The 20,769-nt window shown below is 42.8% G+C and carries 15 protein-coding genes; 7 read left to right on the forward strand and 8 right to left on the reverse strand.

All coding sequences use genetic code 11. The annotated features are described in order from the left end of the window. Positions 1-1,188, forward strand: a 1,188-nt coding sequence (locus MK385_RS09315) for a Spy0128 family protein (protein ID WP_268725919.1), incomplete at its 5' end; no start/stop codon positions are given. A gap of 452 nt (positions 1,189-1,640) precedes the next feature. Continuing rightward, positions 1,641-3,746 carry an ATP-dependent Clp protease ATP-binding subunit gene (locus MK385_RS09320; RefSeq protein ID WP_268725920.1) on the forward strand — a complete coding sequence of 702 codons (2,106 nt, stop codon included), beginning with the start codon at positions 1,641-1,643 and terminating at the stop codon, positions 3,744-3,746. 54 nt (positions 3,747-3,800) lie between these two features. On the opposite strand, the gene MK385_RS09325 is transcribed toward MK385_RS09320, so the two are convergent. Next, positions 3,801-4,283, reverse strand: coding sequence for an S-ribosylhomocysteine lyase (locus MK385_RS09325; RefSeq protein WP_000032545.1), 483 nt, complete (start codon positions 4,281-4,283; stop codon positions 3,801-3,803). Positions 4,284-4,374: 91 nt separating this feature from the next. Further along, a complete protein-coding gene (locus MK385_RS09330; RefSeq protein ID WP_268725921.1) occupies positions 4,375-5,859 on the reverse strand; it encodes a DUF1846 domain-containing protein in 1,485 nt (494 codons plus the stop codon). 151 nt (positions 5,860-6,010) lie between these two features. Here MK385_RS09330 and MK385_RS09335 point away from each other — a divergent pair, with 151 nt between their 5' ends. Beyond that, the gene (locus MK385_RS09335) at positions 6,011-7,621 is read left to right on the forward strand and encodes a glycoside hydrolase family 13 protein (RefSeq protein ID WP_268725922.1); all 1,611 of its coding nucleotides are present in this window, start codon (positions 6,011-6,013) and stop codon (positions 7,619-7,621) included. Positions 7,622-7,783: 162 nt separating this feature from the next. Here MK385_RS09335 and MK385_RS09340 read toward each other — a convergent pair whose 3' ends face one another. The 6 genes from MK385_RS09340 to MK385_RS09365 all read right to left on the reverse strand — a co-directional run bounded on the left by MK385_RS09340 (position 7,784) and on the right by MK385_RS09365 (position 16,063). After that, a complete protein-coding gene (locus tag MK385_RS09340; protein ID WP_268725923.1) occupies positions 7,784-13,552 on the reverse strand; it encodes an alpha-L-fucosidase in 5,769 nt (1,922 codons plus the stop codon). A gap of 342 nt (positions 13,553-13,894) precedes the next feature. Then, positions 13,895-14,371, reverse strand: a complete 477-nt coding sequence (locus tag MK385_RS09345; protein ID WP_268725924.1) for a glutathione peroxidase — start codon at positions 14,369-14,371, stop codon at positions 13,895-13,897. Beyond that, positions 14,368-14,946 carry a DUF3278 domain-containing protein gene (locus tag MK385_RS09350; protein ID WP_268725925.1) on the reverse strand — a complete coding sequence of 193 codons (579 nt, stop codon included), beginning with the start codon at positions 14,944-14,946 and terminating at the stop codon, positions 14,368-14,370. The genes MK385_RS09345 and MK385_RS09350 overlap by 4 nt, the downstream gene beginning before the upstream one ends. Before the next feature lie 12 nt (positions 14,947-14,958). Next, positions 14,959-15,300 carry a hypothetical protein gene (locus MK385_RS09355; RefSeq protein ID WP_000838130.1) on the reverse strand — a complete coding sequence of 114 codons (342 nt, stop codon included), beginning with the start codon at positions 15,298-15,300 and terminating at the stop codon, positions 14,959-14,961. A 10-nt stretch (positions 15,301-15,310) separates the two neighbouring features. After that, the gene (locus MK385_RS09360) at positions 15,311-15,853 is read right to left on the reverse strand and encodes a DUF3278 domain-containing protein (protein WP_268725926.1); all 543 of its coding nucleotides are present in this window, start codon (positions 15,851-15,853) and stop codon (positions 15,311-15,313) included. A 15-nt stretch (positions 15,854-15,868) separates the two neighbouring features. Then, positions 15,869-16,063, reverse strand: coding sequence for a helix-turn-helix transcriptional regulator (locus tag MK385_RS09365; RefSeq protein WP_070567830.1), 195 nt, complete (start codon positions 16,061-16,063; stop codon positions 15,869-15,871). A gap of 162 nt (positions 16,064-16,225) precedes the next feature. Here MK385_RS09365 and rsmH point away from each other — a divergent pair, with 162 nt between their 5' ends. The 4 genes from rsmH to mraY are packed head-to-tail and all read left to right on the forward strand — an operon-like array spanning position 16,226 to position 20,745. Continuing rightward, the gene (gene rsmH, locus MK385_RS09370) at positions 16,226-17,176 is read left to right on the forward strand and encodes a 16S rRNA (cytosine(1402)-N(4))-methyltransferase RsmH (protein ID WP_095726434.1); all 951 of its coding nucleotides are present in this window, start codon (positions 16,226-16,228) and stop codon (positions 17,174-17,176) included. A gap of 10 nt (positions 17,177-17,186) precedes the next feature. Continuing rightward, positions 17,187-17,504 carry a cell division protein FtsL gene (gene ftsL / locus MK385_RS09375; protein WP_000840795.1) on the forward strand — a complete coding sequence of 106 codons (318 nt, stop codon included), beginning with the start codon at positions 17,187-17,189 and terminating at the stop codon, positions 17,502-17,504. Positions 17,505-17,507: 3 nt separating this feature from the next. Beyond that, positions 17,508-19,763, forward strand: a complete 2,256-nt coding sequence (pbp2x, locus tag MK385_RS09380) for a penicillin-binding protein PBP2X (protein WP_084939602.1) — start codon at positions 17,508-17,510, stop codon at positions 19,761-19,763. Position 19,764: 1 nt separating this feature from the next. Then, the gene (gene mraY / locus MK385_RS09385; protein ID WP_084881297.1) at positions 19,765-20,745 is read left to right on the forward strand and encodes a phospho-N-acetylmuramoyl-pentapeptide-transferase; all 981 of its coding nucleotides are present in this window, start codon (positions 19,765-19,767) and stop codon (positions 20,743-20,745) included. Positions 20,746-20,769 lie beyond the last annotated feature (24 nt).

Genomic DNA, 20,769 nt, shown 5'->3' on the forward strand with positions numbered 1-20,769 from the left:
GTCAACTACACAGAAGCAGGCGAGCACACTTACACTATTACTGAGAAATCAGGAACAGAAGCAGGTGTGACATACTCAACAGAATCTCACACAGTTAAAGTAACTGTAGCAGATAACGGTCAAGGTCAATTGGTTGCGACTGTAGAAAATCCGAATGCAGAACGTGTCTTCACTAACACTTATAAAGAACCAGCTCCAACAGCTACATCAGCAACACTTGAGTTTACGAAAGAATTGACTGGTCGTGCTTTGGTTGATGGTGAATTCCAATTTGAATTGTATGAAGATACAAACAAACTTGATACAAAAACAAACCAAGCTGGAAAAGTAACATTTAATGCAATCAACTATGATGCAGAAGGTGTTCATACTTATACTGTAAAAGAAGTGAATGCTGGAGCAACTGGTATTACTTACGACACAGAAAAGACTGCAGTGGTAACAGTAACCAAAGATGCAGCAACAAATGCCTTGAAGGCAACTGTTGAATACCCAGCAGGTAGTGTCTTCACGAATAGCTTTAAAGCACCAGCAGTAGAAGCTACGATTGAAGCAACTAAGAAACTTGAAGGTAAAGAACTTGCGGCTGATGCTTATACTTTCGAATTGAAAGAAAATGGTGCAGTTGTAGCGGAAGCTAAGAACACTGCCGAAGGTAAAGTAGCCTTTGTTCGTTCATTCGAAGAAGCAGGTACTCACACTTATACCTTGGTTGAAAAAGTTGGTACTGAAGAGGGTATTGAATACGATAAGACTGAGCATACTGTAACAGTCACTGTAGTTGCGGATGGTCAAGGTCTCTTGACTGCGACTGTCTCATATGCAGATGGTAAAGCAGTTGTATTTACAAATAAATACACTGTTCCAAACCCAACACCGGATCCAAACCCAGCACCAAATCCAGCACCAACGCCAGATCCAGCGCCAACACCGGATCCAGCGCCAACGCCAGATCCAGCGCCAACGCCAGATCCAGCGCCAACGCCAGATCCAGCGCCAACGCCAGATCCAGCGCCAACGCCAGATCCAGCACCAACACCAGATCCAACACCAGCACCTCCAGCTACTGAGAATAAAGGTAAAGCTGAACTTCCAAACACAGGTGAAGCAACATCTATCTTCTCAGCAATTGGATTTGTGGTATTGGCATTGAGCGGATTGGTATTCTTCGTAAAACGTAAAGCTTAAGCTTTTGTAGAAGAAACATGAAACTTGGTAAGTGAGAATTCTACTTCTCTCTTAAACTTGATAGAGAAAGTCTCTAGAAAATTCGTTTTCTAGGGGCTTTTTTTGTGTTTCAAAAAATTTTTTTAAAAATAGTCAAATTTGGTCAAAAAGTTATTGACTTTTACTGACCAAAGTGGTATAGTAGAAACATAAGGAAAATGAATTCCTTAGAAAACTTCATTTTCAATGTTTCTATTTCTTGAAAATGTACGATAGATACCCTAGAAAGGGGTGAGGCCTATGTTGAATCTAACAGACTTTGAAAATAAGATTATAGAAGGCTTATTTAAGAAAGAAAAACCAGAAATTATACGTAGGGTAGCTAGTTAGCTAGTCTAAAATTTTTAAAATAAAGGTCAAAGATAGTCAATATCAGAGATCGCAAATAATTAACAATAAACGAGGTAAAGAATATGAACAACAACTTTAATAACTTTAACAACATGGATGATTTATTTAACCAATTGATGGGTGGTATGCGAGGATACAGTTCTGAAAACCGTCGCTACTTGATAAATGGACGAGAAGTGACACCCGAAGAATTTGCTCATTATCGTGCAACTGGTCAGTTGCCAGGAAATGCAGAATCTGATGCGCAAATGCAACAACACGCTTCAGGTATGAAACAAGACGGTGTCCTTGCTAAACTAGGTCGTAACTTGACAGCGGAAGCTCGTGAGGGTAAGTTGGATCCTGTTATCGGACGAAACAAGGAAATTCAAGAAACATCTGAAATCCTCTCACGTCGTACCAAAAACAATCCTGTTTTGGTCGGAGATGCAGGTGTTGGTAAGACAGCCGTTGTCGAAGGTCTAGCGCAAGCCATTGTGAACGGAGATGTTCCAGCTGCTATTAAGAACAAGGAAATTATTTCTATTGATATCTCAGGTCTTGAGGCTGGTACTCAATACCGTGGTAGCTTTGAAGAAAACGTTCAAAATCTAGTCAATGAAGTAAAAGAAGCAGGGAATATTATCCTCTTCTTTGACGAAATTCACCAAATCCTTGGCGCTGGCTCAATCGGTGGAGACAGTGGTTCTAAAGGTCTTGCGGATATTCTCAAACCAGCTCTCTCTCGAGGTGAGTTGACCGTTATTGGAGCGACAACTCAAGACGAATACCGTAACACCATCTTGAAAAATGCAGCTCTTGCTCGTCGTTTCAACGAAGTCAAGGTCAATGCTCCTTCAGCAGAGGATACTTTTAAAATCCTTCAAGGAATTCGTGACCTCTATCAACAACACCACAATGTCATCTTGCCAGACGAAGTCTTGAAAGCAGCAGTGGATTATTCGATTCAGTACATTCCACAACGCAGCTTGCCAGATAAGGCTATCGACCTTGTCGATGTAACGGCTGCTCACTTGGCAGCTCAACATCCTGTAACAGATGTGCATGCTGTTGAAAGAGAAATTGAGGCAGAAAAAGACAAGCAAGAAAAAGCAGTTGAGGCAGAAGATTTTGAAGCAGCTCTTAATGCTAAAACACGCATTGCAGAATTGGAGAAAAAAGTCGAAAACCACACAGAAGACATGAAAGTGACTGCAAGCATCAACGATGTGGCTGAGTCTGTAGAGCGAATGACAGGTATCCCAGTGTCTCAAATGGGGGCATCTGATATCGAACGCCTAAAAGATATGGCTCATCGTTTGGAACACAAGGTTATCGGCCAAGATAAGGCAGTAGAAGCAGTGGCTCGTGCTATCCGTCGTAACCGTGCTGGTTTTGATGAAGGCAATCGCCCCATCGGTAGCTTCCTCTTTGTAGGTCCAACTGGGGTTGGTAAGACCGAGCTTGCTAAGCAATTGGCACTTGATATGTTTGGAACTAAGGATGCCATTATTCGTTTGGATATGTCTGAATACAGTGACCGAACAGCTGTTTCTAAATTGATTGGTACAACAGCAGGTTATGTGGGGTATGATGACAATAGCAATACCTTGACAGAACGAGTTCGTCGTAATCCTTACTCTATCATTCTCTTGGATGAGATTGAAAAGGCGGATCCTCAAGTCATTACCCTTCTCCTCCAAGTCTTGGATGACGGTCGTTTGACTGATGGTCAAGGAAATACAGTGAACTTCAAGAACACTGTCATTATCGCGACATCAAATGCTGGCTTTGGCTATGAAGCCAACTTGACAGAAGATGCGGACAAACCGGGGTTGATGGATCGCTTGAAACCATACTTCCGTCCAGAATTCCTCAACCGCTTTAACGCAGTTATCGAGTTCTCACACTTGAATAAGGAAGATCTTTCTAAGATTGTGGACTTGATGTTGGCTGAAGTTAACCAAACCTTGGCTAAGAAAGATATTGATTTGGAAGTCAGCCAAGCGGCTAAGGATTTTATCACTGAAGAAGGTTATGACGAAGTCATGGGTGTTCGTCCTCTCCGTCGTGTAGTTGAACAACAAATCCGTGATAAGGTGACGGACTTCCACTTGGATCACCTAGATGCCAAACATCTGGAAGCAGACATGGAAGACGGAGTCTTGGTCATTCGCGAGAAAGCCTAAATCAAGATTTTGAGAATAAAAAAGAACCAGTTATTGTAACTGGTTCTTTTGCGTTTAGATGACATGGCGTTCAAAGGCATCATCTGAAATACCTTGTTCTAGGATGAGTTTCGCCCATTCTTTAGCAGAAAAGAGGCTGTGGTCTTTGTAGTTTCCGCAAGATTCGATGGTTGTTCCAGGGACATCTTCCCAAGTAGTAGTTTCCGCGATTTCCTTGAGCGAATCCTTTATAACAGTTGCAATCTCAGCGCTGGTATGGCGTCCCCACATAATCATATGGAAACCAGTACGGCAACCAAATGGCGAACAGTCAATCATGCCGTCAATGCGGGTACGGATGAGTTTGGCCAAGAGGTGCTCGATGGTGTGAAGGCCAGCGGTAGGGATAGAGTCTTCATTTGGTTGCACCAAGCGAATATCAAAGTTGGAGATGATGTCTCCCTTTGGCCCTGTTTCTTCCCCGATCAAGCGAACATAAGGTGCTTTAACAATGGTGTGGTCAAGTTCAAAACTTTCAACAATAACTTCTTTTGACATGGTAAATCCTTTCAGTTTTCTTCTTTCATTATATCATAAAGGGTGCTCTTGAGATAGAGAGAAAACCTCTCCGATGAAGGAGAGGTTTGAATTATTTCCGATACAAGCGGTCGTATTGGTAGTATGGATCAAAGGTTACGTTGATGCCTAGTTTGCGAAGGACATTCTTATCTTCATCAGTCAGGATGATGGTAGAGTGGGCTTCGCTACCTTTTAGATTACCCAGTTCCTTCATGGCACGCGCGGCGTCAGGATTTTCCATAGCTGTGATTGCAAGAGCAATCAGGATTTCATTTGAGTGGAGGCGAGGATTGCGGCTACCTAGGTGATTGATTTTAAGACCTTGAATTGGTTTGACGACTTCAGGCTCGATGAGTTTTACTTCCTTAGCGATGTTAGCTGATTTTTTGATGGCATTGATCAAGGCAGCAGCTGTAGGGCCAAAGAGTTCTGAGTTTTTACCAGTTACGATTTCCCCATTTGGCAATTCGAGAGCTAGGGCAGGGCCACCAGTTTCTTCAGCCTTTTGGCGTGCAGCGACAGCAACCTTACGGTCTGTAGGTGTGATGCCGAGGTCGTTCATGAGAAGTTCAATCTTCTTGACAGCAGTTTCTCCGACTTTTTCAGCTTTAAAATCAAGAACTGTTTGATAGTAGCGACGGATGATTTCTTGTTTAGAAGCTTCGACAGCAGCTTCATCATCAGTAATAGCAAAACCAACCATGTTGACACCCATGTCTGTTGGTGAAGCGTATGGAGATTCACCGAGAATGCGTTCCAACATACGTTTAAGCACTGGGAAAATTTCGATATCACGGTTGTAATTGACCGTTGTTTCTCCATAAGTTTGGAGATGGAAGGGGTCAATCATATTGACATCGTCAAGGTCTGCTGTAGCAGCCTCGTAGGCCAAGTTGACAGGGTGATGAAGGGGCAGATTCCAGACTGGGAAGGTTTCAAACTTAGCGTAGCCAGACTTGATACCGTTGATTTGGTCGTGGTACATATTGGACATACAAGTGGCCAATTTTCCAGAACCAGGTCCAGGAGCGGTTACGACAATCAAGTTGCGACTGGTTTTGATGTAGTCGTTTTTCCCCATACCTTCTGGAGAAATGATGTGGTCCATATCAGTCGGGTATCCTTTAATTGGATAATGGAGATAAGAATCAATCCCGTTTTTATCTAACTGGTTGCGGAAGGCATCTGCAGCGGGTTGGCCAGCGTACTGTGTAATGACAACGGAGCCAACAAAAATTCCCAGCTCATTGAATTTGTCAATCAAGCGAAGAACTTCTTGGTCATAAGAAATGCCCAAGTCACCACGCGCTTTAGAATGCTCGATGTTGCTGGCATTAATGGCGATCACAACTTCAACCTGCTCTTTCAATTCTTGCAAGAGCTTGATTTTATTGTCAGGTTCATAACCAGGAAGGACACGAGCAGCGTGGAAATCTTCTAACATTTTGCCACCAAACTCCAAATAGAGCTTGCCGTCAAATTGGTTGATGCGCTCCAAAATGTGGTCGCGTTGTAGATTCAAATATTGTTCAGAACTAAAAGCTTGTTTTTTCATTTTTTTACCTCTGACCTCTATTATAATAAAAAATTGGAAGATAGGAAACTATGGAGTCGAAAAGAAATCAAAAAGATTAGGCAAACGCTTGCACAAAGTTTTAAAAAGCGCTATCATAGACTATAGATTATTAAAATAATGAGGTAAACAGATGCAAGAAAAATGGTGGCATAATGCCGTAGTCTATCAAGTCTATCCCAAGAGTTTTATGGACAGCAACGGAGATGGGATTGGTGATTTGCCAGGAATTACTAGTAAGTTAGACTATCTAGTCAAGCTAGGAATCACAGCAATTTGGCTTTCTCCCGTTTATGACAGTCCTATGGATGATAATGGTTATGATATTGCTGATTATCAAGCGATTGCAACTATTTTTGGGACTATGGAGGACATGGACCAACTCATTGCAGAAGCTAAGAAGCGTGGCATTCGAATTATCATGGACTTGGTGGTCAATCATACCTCGGATGATCATGCTTGGTTTGTCGAGGCCTGTGAAAATCCTGACAGCCCTGAACGTGACTACTATATCTGGCGAGATGAGCCCAATGATTTGGAGTCTATCTTTAGCGGTTCAGCTTGGGAATACGATGAAAAGTCAGGTCAATACTATCTCCACTTTTTCAGTAAGAAACAGCCCGATCTCAACTGGGAGAATGAAAAACTGCGCCAGAAAATTTATGAGATGATGAACTTCTGGATTGATAAAGGTATTGGTGGTTTCCGTATGGATGTTATTGACATGATTGGAAAAATTCCTGATGAGAAAGTAGTCAATAACGGTCCCATGCTGCATCCCTATCTAAAGGAAATGAATCAGGCGTCCTTTGGTGACAAAGATCTCTTGACAGTAGGGGAAACATGGGGAGCAACGCCAGAGATTGCTAAGCTCTACTCTGATCCAAAGGGACAAGAATTGTCTATGGTCTTCCAGTTTGAACACATCTGTCTTCAGTATCAGGAAGGGCAACCTAAGTGGCACTACCAAAAAGAGTTAAATGTAGGGAAATTAAAAGAAATCTTCAACAAATGGCAGACTGAGTTAGGAGTTGAAGACGGCTGGAATTCCCTCTTCTGGAACAACCATGATCTCCCTCGTATCGTCTCTATCTGGGGAAATGACCAAGAATACCGTGAGAAATCTGCCAAAGCCTTTGCGATCTTGCTTCATCTTATGAGGGGGACTCCTTATATCTACCAGGGTGAAGAGATTGGGATGACCAACTATCCGTTTGAAACACTGGACCAAGTAGAAGATATTGAATCCCTCAACTATGCGCGTGAAGCTCTAGAAAAAGGCGTTCCGATTGAAGAAATCATGGACAGCATCCGTGTCATTGGTCGTGATAATGCACGTACTCCGATGCAATGGGATGAAAGCAAAAATGCTGGTTTCTCAACAGGTCAATCTTGGTTGGCAGTTAATCCAAACTATGAAGAAATCAACGTTCAAGAAGCACTGGCAAATCCAGAATCTATTTTCTATACTTATCAAAAACTCGTTCAAATCCGTAAGGAGAACAGCTGGCTGATTCGAGCTGACTTTGAATTGCTTGATACAGCTGATAAGGTCTTTGCCTATATTCGTAAAGATAGAGACCGTCGTTTCTTAGTTGTGGCTAACTTGTCCAATGAAAAACAAAACTTTTCAGTAGAAGGAAGAGTTAAGTCAATCTTGATTGAAAACACTGTGACTCAAGAAACAGTTGAAAAACAAACCTTAGAGCCATGGGATGCTTTCTGTGTGGAACTAACGGATTAAAATAAGTGAACAGCGCCCCAAAAGTTAGATTTTTTCTGTCTAACTTTTGGGGTGCTGTTCATTGTGGATGTTTTTTAATTTTACATATAGAAAAAGAGAAGACCAAATGGTCTTCTCAACGGGGGAGCTGAATAATTAGAAAGAACCAATCAAAGAGGGTTATTAGTCTTTGAAATTCTTTTGGAAGATGAGGAGAGACAAGATAGAAGTAATAGCTGCCAAGAAGAGGAAGGCAGTTGCTTCTTGTTCCCCAGTTGCAGGGAGTAGTCTTTCCTTGTCTTCTTTGACTGTAGCTGTAAGAGGAGCTTTTTCATCTTTTGCTGATGAATTATCTGTTACGGCTGGAGCAGGTTTTTCAGTCTCTCTTGGTAGAACATACTCAGGAAGAGTCACAACTGGTGGCGCTTCTGTACCAACTGAGCTTTGTTTGCTACCTACCTCAATCACTCGATCTTGAGCTGGAGTTGCTTCTGTTTGGAGAACCTTGCGATTGTCACCGTCCACTTCAACATACTCGACTAAGAGACCGTCTTTTCCTTCTGATAGAACTTGCACTTTTCCTTTGTCTAATTGTGGGTTTTCGCGACGAATCGTCTTGAACGGTACGACCTTATTGACGATTTCCAAGCTTGGAAGTGTAAAGACAAGGTCTTTAACCCCTTCCTCAGGACTTGAAGAAGTAATTGGTTTCTCAGGTTGCGCTGGAGTTTCTGGTTGAGTCGGAGTTTCCGGTTGAGTTGGTTTTTCGGGCTGAGCCGGTTTTTCCGGTTGCGCCGGTTTTTCCGGTTGAGCGGGTTGTTCAGGTTGAACTGGTTTCTCAGGTTGAACTGGTTTCTCAGGTTGAGTTGGCTTTTCAGGCTGAGCCGGTTTTTCCGGTTGCGCCGGTTTTTCAGGCTGAGCTGCTTGGAGCTTGCTGATTTGTTCGAGAGCAGTTTCTAGCGCTTGATTGACTGCTTCCTGAGTTTTAGCTTCTTGGATTGCAGCAATGGCTTGGTCAGCAATTTCTAACAATTTCTTCTTAGCTTCATTGTTAGAACCAAGCTCACCGACTTTTTTCTCGATAGCTTTTGTCAAGCTGTCCATAGCCTTATCATACTCAATTTCCGGTTGTTTTGGTTCAGCTGGTTGCTCAGGCTGGTCAGGTTTCTCAGGTTCTTCTGGCTGTTCCGGTTGCTCTGGGCTAGGTTGCTCTGGGCTAGGTTCCTCTTGGCCTCTTTGATAGTTCTCATCCTTGGATAGGATATCTTGTAGGGCACTGACCGTCAACATGACTTCTTGAACATCTACTGCATCAGTACTGAGTTGGTTTCTCAATTTTTCTAGATTTGCTTGGAAAGCTTGGCGTGCAGTAGCCGTATTTTTCAAGCCTGCTGGGTCAAAGTTGGACAAATCATCCTTCCATTTTGAGATAGACTGGATGATATCTGCCTTGCTGTAGAGTTCACTGCCTTCGCCACGAGTGATAAATTGGTCTACCTGAATACCGATATTTCGAGACAAATCGTTTCGATCAGGATCGAGTTGAAGAGTGACTGCGTGCAAGTTTTCGTCCAGACCTTTTAGGCTAACCAGAGTTTGATTGCCTTGGCGTTGGGCTGCATGACCGCTAAAGTATTTCTTGCCCTCAATAGTTGAAGCATTTCCCATACCCTCTTGGTAAGGAACTTCTTTGCCATCTAGGAAGACTTTGTAGATACCATGATTTGGATCAACATAGCCCTTGATATCAAGTCCAGTACCGTAGAAGTAGGCTGTTACGGTTGTCTTTTTCTTTTGCTCGTCAGTTAAGCGACCAAAGGAAGCCCAAGACTCCGTCTTTTGGTATTTATCTGCCGAATTGGTTTCATGGTGCCAGCCAGGACTGTAATCCAACTGACTAGCTTGGTCATCATAACTTGTTTGATCCTTGGTCAGCAATTCAGCTTTCATCACTTGGATAGTTGCATCGGTAGCAAAACCGAGCAGGGCACCATCAGTGACAGAAGTGAGCTTGGCTTTGAAGTCAAATACAGAGTCGGCTTGTTCTGTAAAGTCAATCGTTGGGATGGTCACAGTCTTTTCTGTTTCTCCATCTTTAAAGGTCACATCTTGAGTTGTATCTTGGTAAACTTTACCGTGAACCCCAGTTCCAGGTTCTGTGATGAAGCGAACAGTAGCAGCCCCCTTGCTTCCACCAACACGTTTAATCTTAACAGTGACTGGTTTTCCTTTTTCGACTTCGTAGTTGGTAGACTCAAGTTCAAACATCCCTTTACTATCATTGTTTAGGGTGTAGATCCCTTCTGTAGCAATTGGTTCACCTGTTTTATTAACAAGGGTAATGGTATGTTGGCCAGGTGCTAAATCACCTGTCTCAAAGACTTTTTGGCTACGTTTACGGCTAGCGTTCTTAGTTTGCACATCCGCAACTTTTTGGCCATCAACGTAGACGGACATTTCTCCATGACCTGGGTCGACTGTAGAGACGACATAGGCCTTGGTTCCTGTGAAGGTATAGCTTACTTTGGCATCTTTTTGATTGGTCCACATAGAAGTGCCACGAACACCTTCAGATTCATTGTACCAAGTTGTACCGGCTGTATCCGCTGTTGTATTTGAGTGGTATTCAAGTCCAAGAGGGTAACCATCTGTCTTTTCAATGCTGCTTGGTGTCTTGTAGACTGAGAAGTTGGTCAAGATTGGGGTTGCTTGAGCTCCTGTGATGGTCACACGAATTTTTTGTGCCTCTACAGGTTGTCCTTGAATCAAGCGACGGTAACCCACGGTTGAACCTTCCCCATATGGAACCCAACGTCCGTTGATTTCGACTTCAATCTTGAAACCAGAGATACGTTGACCTTTGGCAATGTCTTCCTTAAGTTCGACAACGTCAAAGCGTCTCTTTTGTCCTAAATCGACTGTGAAACTACCAGTTGTGGCATCATTTGAGAGCGCCCAACTAGTATCATCTTTACCGTCAGTCAGGTGACTTTCCTTGTAGAGGTGGTTCTGACGAGTAGAACTTGCTGTTACAGTTGCCCCTTTGGCAAAGTCAGTCGCATACATTTGGTCTAGGGTTGCTTTGAATTCCTTCAAGCGAGTCACATCCGCATCTGCGAATTTTCCTTCTTTGTTTGGTGGAATGTTGAGAAGGAGAGGGGTTCCACGACCAACAGACTTGAAGTAGATATCCATCAACTCTTTGAGTGATTTCGGCTGTTGATTGTCATGGTAGAACCAGCCAGAACGGATCGAAACATCGGCTTCCCCTACAGAGTACATATCACCGTCAGGGTCGCCATGGTTGAGGTATTCGTTTTTCACATCATCTGTGATGTTGGCTCTCTTGACTTTATGCCAAACAGGGTCGCCTGCAATACCACGTTCATTTCCGATCCAGCGAACGCTTGTCGGTTGAGCAGAGAAGATGGCGATATCTCCTTCAGCTTCTTTGATGTATTTGAACCATTCATCAAAGGTATAGGTTACTTTTTGGGCACCGCTACCACGCGCACCGTCCATCCAAACTTCGATGAATTTCCCTTTATTTCCGTATTTCGGATTTCCAAGGATTTCTTTCAGTTGGTTGAGATAGTATTGGTTGTATTCTTTTTCGGTTGCGACATGGTATTTTGGATGGTTGGCATCCCATGGTGACAAGTAAACACCCATATTCATGTCGTACTTGCTAGCAGACTTGGAAACTTCTTCGAGAAGGTCACCCTTTCCATCTTTCCATGGGCTAGCAGCTACGGTATGGTTGGTGTACTTAGATGGATAAGCAACGAATCCGTCGTGGTGCTTAACAACCATAATGGTTCGTTTGAAGCCAGTTTCCTTCAGGGTGCGAATCCATTGGTCAGTATCCAAGTTGGTTGGATTGAAGTATCGGGGGTCTTCTTTCCCATTTCCCCATTCAGAATTGGTATAAGTGTTCATTCCGTAGTGAATGAAGGCTGCCAATTCTTCTTTGTGGTAATCAAGTTGAGCCTTGCTTGGAAGAGGTCCATGATTGCCAATCTCAGTTTCTTTATCTTCTGGATGAGCGGCTGGAGGAGTCGGAGTTGTTGGATTGGCTGTATCAGCGATTGGCTCGTATTCAAAGACGACTTCATTCACCCCTTTTTGCTGGATAGTTGCTTCCAAGCTAGCTTTTACTGGACGATAGCCAGCAATGTCTTTTGCATGGAAGGTGTTGACAAAGGAAACGTCATACTCTTGGCCGTCATTGTTATCAATTGTCGCTTCCGCTAGTTCAGTAGTGGTTCCTTTTTGACGGTAGTAAACTTTGAAGGAGCCTTTGTTAACTTTATAGACTACCTTGATGACACGTGTACCGGCAGGCGCTTTGCTGACAACATTGTGATCTTCAGCCCAAGCATCCTTTAGTTGTTTATTAACTGCTACGCCATCAATGGATACAATTTCGTATTTGTCTTTATTCTTCTGATAGAAGTCCGTTTTCTCGATTTCTTTTTTGAAATTATAGTCAAATGGCGAATCAACAGCTGTCTGTTCGATAAAGGTGTCATTATCTTTGACAGGATTTCCTTCTTCGTCTTCGTGTTGGATAACCACACGACCGTATTCAACTCCCTTGGTCAAGGTAGCAATACCATCTTGGTTGAAGGAATATTCGTTGCTTCCGATAACAGCTTTCTCATTTCGAAGCATACGTCCTTCATCGGTAAAGTAGTAACGATTTCCGTTATCTCCTTGGTACCAGCCTTTCACACCATACTTGGCAATCATGTCCTTCACCCATTTCAGTTGTTCAGGTGAAAGGACGAGTCCGCCACCAAAGCGATCCTTTTCAGCGACACCATTGTCAACGGTTCCGTGTTGATGGACACCCAGAACTTTTCCTTGACTATCGACAATCCCGCCACCAGACAAACCAGATACAGAAGTGGTTTTATAGGTAATACCGGTTGTTCCCTTATCATCATAGGACTCAACAGATCGGATGGTCCCATCTGCCTTGTAAAGCTGACCGGCTAGGATAGGCTGTTTCAATTCTTTTGAGCTCGAGTCAGTTGGGTAGCCAATCGTACTGATGGCTTCTCCCGGCTGATGCGTCTTGTGCTCCGCTAAAGGTGCAAAAGTTGCTGCTTTGTTTGGACTAGCAATCGGAAGAGGAATAGGAGCTTCTACAAGAGCAAGGTCGTTTTTATAGCCTTTTCCAAACTCCTTCTTGTTCCAGAAATGGATATCTTTTTCTCTGAATAAAACCGTCGTTCCAGAAGATGGAAGTGAATTTTTCTTTTCGCTGTTTGAACCAACGTTATAGTAGAACTGGGCAGATTTTCCACCACGAATATGACCTTCGCCAGTTTCTTTATTGGCCTCTAGGAAGTTATGAGCAACGGTAAGGATCAGGTTAGGTGCAACAAAGATACCAGATCCTGAAACGAGGTAGCGCTGCTCCCCTGCATTGTAAGTGCTGTAAACCATAGTAGCAGCAGTAGCAGGTTGTCCCTCGTAGTTGATGTGTTTGAGGTCTTGTCCACCGTTAATGATGGCACGGTTTCCGTTCTCAGCTTCTTTTGGAGCTTCTTCCTTGTCCTTTAGAATGCTCTTAGTTTCTACTTTTGGACTAGTTTTCTGGTCAACGATAGTAGTCGTATCGAGTTCTTTGACAGGTGTGTCGGGATAGGCGCGGTCCTGAATGTCTTCAGGGAGCAAGTCAGCACTGTTGGTATCGGCAATAGGTGTTTCTTGTTTTTCAGCTTCTACACGGCCTTCTTCTTTGACTGGTTCAACCTTGGTCTCTTCTATATCTGCGACTTGTTTCATTTGCTGATCTAAATTGGATATCGTGGTAGGAGACGTTTCGTCTGCACGCACAGTTCCAGAAGCAAAAAATGCCAGTCCGACGATAACAGATGCCACACCTACAGTCAACTTCCGAATGCTAAATGTTTGCCCTTTTTCAAAAAGGTATCGATTCATAATATACTCCTAGTTTTTAGAAAGGCAGTCAGCTACTGCCCAAGCCCAAGTCTGACTTGGTTGCAACTTGATTTAATGAAAAAACTCTCTGATAATTTGTAAGCCACCTTACCTCCTGTTTATAAAGCGCTTTCATTTTAAGATAAAAAAATTTAAAAGGTCATTTCTCCCTTAAAATGACTGAAAACTTTTAATATAACAAATATACTAAATTAATGAAAGAATTGCAAGAGCAAAAAGCAAAAAAATAAATATAAATTAAAGAAAATCAGTTACTTTTTAAAGAAAAAACGCATCCTTTCAGGGCTCAAACTAAATGAAAGGATACGTTTTAAAAAGAAATTAAAGTATTTTTTGAAGAGACTCTTGGATGGTTTGGGGGTCTGTTTTGGAAGAGAAGCGCTCAAGGACTTGCCCATCTCGACCAATGAGAAACTTAGCAAAATTCCATTCGATTCGTTTTCCTAGCGGGGCAGACTTCTGGTCTTTTAGCCAAACATAAAGAGGATCAGCCTCCTTGCCGTTGACCTTAATCTTGGCAAAGCGAGGGAAAGTGGTCTGATAGTGTAGGCTACAGAAACTATTGATTTGCTCTGTGCTGCCGGGTGCTTGTCCCATGAACTGATTGCAAGGGAAATCTAGGATTTCAAAGCCCTGATCTTGATAGCGTTCATAGAGTTCTTGAAGTCCCTGGTACTGGGGCGTTAAACCACATCCGGTAGCAGTGTTGACAATCAAGAGAACCTTGCCACGATAGCTCTCCAGGGGAGTTGCTTGGTTATTTTGGTTCAAAACGGAAAAATCATATACACTGGTCATTTTTCTATATTCTCCTTATGCATTCCTGATTCAGAGTGTTTCATCTCGTGTTCCGATAAAAAGGCGTAGGTCATGCTTCCAAAGATGGCACCAATACTCAATCCCAACACTAGTAAAGGGAGCATTTTATCGAACTGGGAGAGATTGTCCCAAAAGGTATCGAGGGGAAGATGCTGAACAAAGAGTTTATGAAAGATTAGTAAGAGGAAGAGACCAAGCTGAATACTGATGAATACACCCCAACTACGAACTTTAATTTGGCTTTTGCTGTAGTTTTTGTGATGGATTTCGGACGGGTCATCCTTGTCCAAATGTAAGTTGCGAACTGCTAGTCTAGCCCTAGATGAGAGGACGAAGATAAGTCCAAAATAGAGATAGGGCATGGCATCTCGAACCAACTCTATGAAGCGTCCAAATAGGAGATAGAACAAGAAGAGTAGGAGGGAGGAGTATACGATTTGGATCAAGGCACGGGCACCAGCCCTGTAGATTATCTCTTGACGGCATTCATCAAAAGGCCCTTGTATGTGAAAGAATAGTTTGAGTAAGCGAGTGGTGAAATCTTCTTTTTTCATGGGACTAATCTCCTAAATGAGCGATTTTTGATTGATTTCTTTAAAGAGTTGATAGAGAGTATAGAAGTAAACCAAACTAAAAATGATACAGATTATTAGAAATACCAGGTATCTCCAATCCATAGGATTTGTTAAAAGTTGTGGAAAGGATACGAGGATAAAACAGAGAGATGCGTTTAGAAGACGTATTTTTTTTGATTGGATTTTCTGGAATCTCTGTCCCTTGTTCAATACAGGAAGGAATAAAAGAAAGATAATCAAGAAAGGATGCTCAATATGTCCAGAAAGTAGGAAAAAGGTAACAAAGATACTGATAAAAACATGACTGATAAGTAGTCTAGCTAGTGATTTCATAAGGCACCTCCTAGTCGTCTTCTTGGTCTTTCTTTGCTTTTTGAATGCGAAGAGAGACAACGATTTGCATCATCAGTCCAAAAAAGAACGCTCCCAGTATAGTTTTTAAAATATGTTTTGAATTCAGAAGAGAACTGATGAAATTTGGATTTTCACTGGTTAGGGTATCGATGAGTGGCATTATAAAAAATATCGCTATTCCATAGATCAGACCGGCTTTTAGACCCGGAAAATATAGCTGTTTACTTTCTTTTTGACTCAGCATTTCGGGATCAATAGCTGTGATGCCCGTTTTCTTGGTTTGAGAGACTACATAGAGGGCAGCCATCATCGAAATGCCAAACACCACGAGAGGATAGCCGATAGCGACAATTTGAGGGTATTTATAAGCAAGGACAAAGGGGATGAGGTTGCCAAATATCATGAGATAAAAGAGAACGATAAAGACTTGATTCCCGATACGATCGGCCTCGCGCCGTTTGTGTTCGTCAAGGGGGCCAGAAATGCCGTATGTGCGTTTGATAAGTTTGTCAGTGAGAGTTTCTTTTTTCATTTGTTTGCTCCTTTTTTAAAAATCGTCTTCCCAAAAGAGACTGTTAAGGTCAGTTTGGAGGCTGTGGGCGAGATTGAGACAGAGTTCCAGGGTTGGATTGTACTTGTCATTTTCAATCATGTTGATGGTCTGTCTCGAGACACCGATATCTTTGGCGAGCTCGAGCTGAGAAATACCCAGTTCCTTGCGGAATTCTTTGACACGATTCATAGGGTCTCCTTTCTGATATGTCGTATATATTTGACTACATTATATTATTTTGGGGATGAGATGTCAAGTATATATGACATATTTTTGAGAATTTTTTTCGAAGAAACTTAGCCTTGTCTGACAAGTGCAAGCTGGTCAGATTTGTGGTAAAATAGATAGGATATGACAAAAGAATTTCATCATGTAACGGTCTTGCTTCATGAAACGATTGATATGCTTGACGTAAAACCTGACGGTATCTACGTTGATGCGACTTTGGGTGGAGCAGGCCATAGCGAATATTTATTAAGTAAATTGAGCGAAAAAGGGCATCTCTATGCCTTTGACCAGGACCAGAATGCCATTGACAACGCGCATAAACGGTTGGCACCCTATATCGAAAAAGGGATGGTAACCTTTATCAAGGATAACTTCCGTCATTTGCAGGCACGTTTGCAGGAGGCTGGTGTCCAGGAAATTGATGGAATTTGTTATGACTTAGGGGTGTCCAGTCCTCAGCTGGATCAGCGTGAACGTGGTTTTTCTTATAAAAAGGATGCGCCACTGGATATGCGGATGAATCAGGAAGCTAGTCTGACGGCCTATGAGGTGGTCAATCGTTATGACTATCATGACTTGGTTCGGATCTTTTTCAAGTATGGTGAGGATAAGTTTTCTAAACAGATTGCCCGTAAGATTGAGCAAGCGCGTGAGGTGAAACCAATTGAGACGACGACGGAGTTGGCAGAGATTATCAAGTCTGCCAAGCCTGCCAAGGAACTCAAGAAAAAGGGGCACCCTGCCAAGCAGATTTTCCAGGCTATCCGAATCGAAGTCAATGATGAGCTGGGTGCAGCAGATGAATCCATCCAGCAGGCTATGGACATGCTGGCTCTAGATGGGAGAATCTCGGTCATTACCTTCCATTCGCTGGAAGACCGCTTGACCAAGCAACTATTTAAAGAAGCTTCAACAGTGGAAGTTCCCAAAGGCTTGCCCTTCATTCCAGATGACCTTAAGCCCAAGATGGAATTGGTATCCCGCAAGCCAATCTTGCCAAGTGCTGAAGAGCTAGAAGCCAACAACCGTTCGCATTCAGCTAAGTTGCGCGTGGCTAGAAAAATTCACAAGTAAGAGGAAAAACATGGCAGAAAGAATCGAAAAAACAAGCCAGTTATTGCAAACGAAGTTTAAAGGTTTTTCACGTGTGGAAAAGGCCTTCTATGTTTCGATTGCTGCAACAATGATTATCCTGGCAATTAGCGTTGTGTTTATGCAGACCAAGCTATTACAAGTTCAGAATGAATTGACCAAGGTCAATGCTCAAATCGAAGAAAAGAAAACAGAGCTCGACGATGCCAAGCAAGAGGTTAATGAATTGATTCGTTCAGAACGTTTGAAAGAGATTGCAAACTCTAAAGATTTGCAGCTGAATAACGAAAATATCCGAGCAGCGGAGTAAGAAATGAAACAGTGGAAAGAAAAAATCATCCGTTATGCCGTTCGTAACCGTAAATCTCCAGAAGAAAATCGCCGAAGAGTAGGGAAAAGCCTGAGTTTATTGGCTGTCATACTCTTCGCTGTCTTTTTGGTGAACTTTGCGGTTATTATCGGAACGGGTAAAAAATTTGGTAAGGATTTGGTTCAAGAGGCCAAAAAGGTTCACCAAACAACCAAGACGATTCCAGCCAAGCGGGGGACCATCTACGATCGTAATGGAACGCCTATTGCTGAGGATGCAACTTCTTATAATATCTATGCTGTTATTGACAAGACCTACAAGTCAGCAACAGGCAAAATTCTCTATGTAGAAGATTCTCAATTTAATAAGGTAGCTGAAATTTTCCATAAATACCTAGATATGGAGGAGTCTTATGTCAAGGAACAACTTTCTCAGCCAGATCTAAAACAGGTGTCTTTTGGTACCAAGGGAAATGGGATCACCTATGCCAATATGATGGCTATTAAAAATGACCTTAAAACAGCTGGCGTTGAGGGAGTTGACTTTACAACTAGCCCTAACCGCAGTTATCCCAATGGACAGTTTGCTTCTTCCTTTATCGGTTTAGCGCAACTCCATGAAAATGAGGATGGGACCAAACGTTTGATTGGGACATCTGGATTGGAGAGTTCTTTAAATAACATTCTGGCGGGTACAGATGGGATCATCACCTATGAGAAAGATCGTCTGGGAAATATTGTTCCGGGTACAGATCAAGCTTCTCAACAAACAGTAGATGGAAAAGATGTCTACACAACCCTTTCTAGTCCCTTGCAATCCTTTATGGAAACCCAGATGGATGCCTTCCAGGAAAAAGTAAAAGGCAAGTATATGACGGCTACCTTGGTTAGCGCTAAAACAGGGGAAATCCTGGCTACGACCCAACGGCCGACCTTTAATGCAGATACCAAGGATGGCATCACAAAAGACTTTGTCTGGCGTGATATCCTCTATCAAAGTAACTACGAGCCAGGGTCAACCATGAAGGTGATGATGTTGGCTTCGGCTATTGACAACAATACCTTCCCTGGTGGCGAGTACTTTAACAGTAGTGAATTGAAAATAGCAGATGCGACCATTCGAGACTGGGACGTCAATGAAGGATTGACTAGTGGTGGCACCATGACCTTCTCTCAAGGATTTGCTCACTCAAGTAATATCGGAATGACCTTGCTTGAGCAAAAGATGGGGGATGCAACCTGGCTGGACTACCTCAACCGTTTTAAGTTTGGGGTACCGACCCGTTTTGGTCTGGCAGATGAGTACACAGGTCAATTGCCTGCTGACAACATTGTCAATATCGCCATGAGTTCATTTGGACAAGGGATTTCTGTTACCCAGACCCAGATGCTTCGTGCTTTTACAGCTATTGCCAACGATGGGGTTATGTTGGAGCCGAAATTTATCAGTGCCCTCTATGATCCAAATGACCAGTCTGTTCGTAAGTCTCAAAAGGAAATTGTCGGAAATCCTGTGTCAAAAACAGCAGCGTCCTCTACTCGGGAGCACATGGTCATGGTCGGAACAGATCCTGTCTACGGTACCATGTACAACCACAGTACAGGAAAACCAAATGTCAATGTTCCAGGTCAGAATGTAGCCCTCAAGTCTGGTACAGCCGAAATCGCTGACGAGAAAAATGGAGGCTACTTGGTTGGTTCTACCAACAACATTTTCTCAGTTGTGGCTATGAACCCTGCCGAAAATCCTGATTTTATCTTGTATGTAACGGTTCAACAGCCTGAACATTATTCAGGTATCCAATTGGGAGAATTTGCCAACCCAATCTTGGAGCGGGCTTCAGCTATGAAAGAATCCCTCAATCTTCAGTCAACTGCCAAGAACTTGGATCAGGTCAGCAAGACGACAAGCTATGCTATGCCGGCTACCAAAGACTTTACTCCGGGTGACCTAGCAGAAGAATTGCGCCGAAACCTGGTCCAACCAATTGTTATCGGAACAGGAACCAAGATCAAGGAACTCTCGGTTTCTGAAGGAGATAATTTGGAAGCCAATCAGCAGATCTTGATCCTGTCAGATAAGGTCGAAGAAATGCCTGATATGTACGGCTGGACAGATGAAAATGTGCAAACATTTGCTAAATGGCTGAATATAGAAGTCGAGTGGGAAGGTAGTGGCAAAACGGTCAAGAAACAAAGTGTCCGTGCCAATACAGCCCTCAAAGACATTAAAAAAATGAAAGTAACTTTAGGAGATTAAGATGATTAGTTCCATTAGTGCTGGAATTCTAGCCTTTCTATTGACCTTGATTGGCATTCCAGCCTTTATCCGATTTTATCGAAAAGCACAGATTACGGGTCAGCAGATGCACGAGGATGTCAAACAACACCAAGCTAAAGCTGGGACTCCAACCATGGGAGGTCTTGTCTTCCTTATCGTTGCAGTAGTTGTGAGCTTTCTTATTGCTCTCTTTACCCAACAATTGACCAACAATGTAGGCATGATTTTGTTTATCTTGGTGTTGTATGGTTTGGTAGGTTTTCTGGATGATTTCCTCAAGGTCTTTCGTAAGATCAACGAAGGCTTGAATCCTAAGCAAAAACTTGCTCTCCAGCTCCTTGGAGGAGTGATTTTCTACCTCTTTTATGAGCGTGGTGGCGATATGCTTTCAGTTTTTGGCTACCAAGTTCATTTGGGTTTTTTCTATATTTTCTTTGCCCTTTTCTGGCTAGTTGGTTTTTCCAATGCGGTGAATCTGACTGACGGGATTGATGGCTTAGCGAGTATTTCCGTGGTGATTAGCTTATCGGCCTACGGTGTGATTGCTTATATGCAAAATCAATTGGATATTCTTCTTGTGATTCTTGCCATGATTGGTGGTTTGCTAGGTTTCTTCGTCTTTAACCACAAACCTGCCAAGGTCTTCATGGGAGATGTAGGAAGTTTGGCTCTTGGTGGGATGCTAGCAGCAATCTCTATGGCCCTCCACCAAGAATGGACCCTTTTGTTGATTGGGATTATCTATGTCTTTGAGACAAGCTCTGTTATGATGCAGGTTACCTACTTCAAAATTAGTGGTGGAAAGCGTATTTTCCGTATGACACCTGTGCATCACCATTTCGAGCTTGGAGGATTCTCAGGCAAGGGCAATCCTTGGAGCGAGTGGAAGGTTGACTTCTTCTTTTGGGGAGTTGGGCTTCTAGCAAGTCTCTTGACCTTAGCCTTTTTATACCTACTGTAAAACTAACTTTTGATGACAAAATAA

Origin of the sequence: Streptococcus oralis (genome assembly GCF_026782125.1) — a bacterium.
GTDB lineage: Bacteria > Bacillota > Bacilli > Lactobacillales > Streptococcaceae > Streptococcus > Streptococcus oralis_CE.

Coding starts and splice junctions, on each gene's coding strand:
- MK385_RS09320 (WP_268725920.1), top strand. CDS start 1,641: ATGAACAACAACTTTAATAACTTTAACAACATGGATGATTTATTTAAC.
- MK385_RS09325 (WP_000032545.1), bottom strand. CDS start 4,283: ATGTCAAAAGAAGTTATTGTTGAAAGTTTTGAACTTGACCACACCATT.
- MK385_RS09330 (WP_268725921.1), bottom strand. CDS start 5,859: ATGAAAAAACAAGCTTTTAGTTCTGAACAATATTTGAATCTACAACGC.
- MK385_RS09335 (WP_268725922.1), top strand. CDS start 6,011: ATGCAAGAAAAATGGTGGCATAATGCCGTAGTCTATCAAGTCTATCCC.
- MK385_RS09340 (WP_268725923.1), bottom strand. CDS start 13,552: ATGAATCGATACCTTTTTGAAAAAGGGCAAACATTTAGCATTCGGAAG.
- MK385_RS09345 (WP_268725924.1), bottom strand. CDS start 14,371: ATGACCAGTGTATATGATTTTTCCGTTTTGAACCAAAATAACCAAGCA.
- MK385_RS09350 (WP_268725925.1), bottom strand. CDS start 14,946: ATGAAAAAAGAAGATTTCACCACTCGCTTACTCAAACTATTCTTTCAC.
- MK385_RS09355 (WP_000838130.1), bottom strand. CDS start 15,300: ATGAAATCACTAGCTAGACTACTTATCAGTCATGTTTTTATCAGTATC.
- MK385_RS09360 (WP_268725926.1), bottom strand. CDS start 15,853: ATGAAAAAAGAAACTCTCACTGACAAACTTATCAAACGCACATACGGC.
- MK385_RS09365 (WP_070567830.1), bottom strand. CDS start 16,063: ATGAATCGTGTCAAAGAATTCCGCAAGGAACTGGGTATTTCTCAGCTC.
- rsmH (WP_095726434.1), top strand. CDS start 16,226: ATGACAAAAGAATTTCATCATGTAACGGTCTTGCTTCATGAAACGATT.
- ftsL (WP_000840795.1), top strand. CDS start 17,187: ATGGCAGAAAGAATCGAAAAAACAAGCCAGTTATTGCAAACGAAGTTT.
- pbp2x (WP_084939602.1), top strand. CDS start 17,508: ATGAAACAGTGGAAAGAAAAAATCATCCGTTATGCCGTTCGTAACCGT.
- mraY (WP_084881297.1), top strand. CDS start 19,765: ATGATTAGTTCCATTAGTGCTGGAATTCTAGCCTTTCTATTGACCTTG.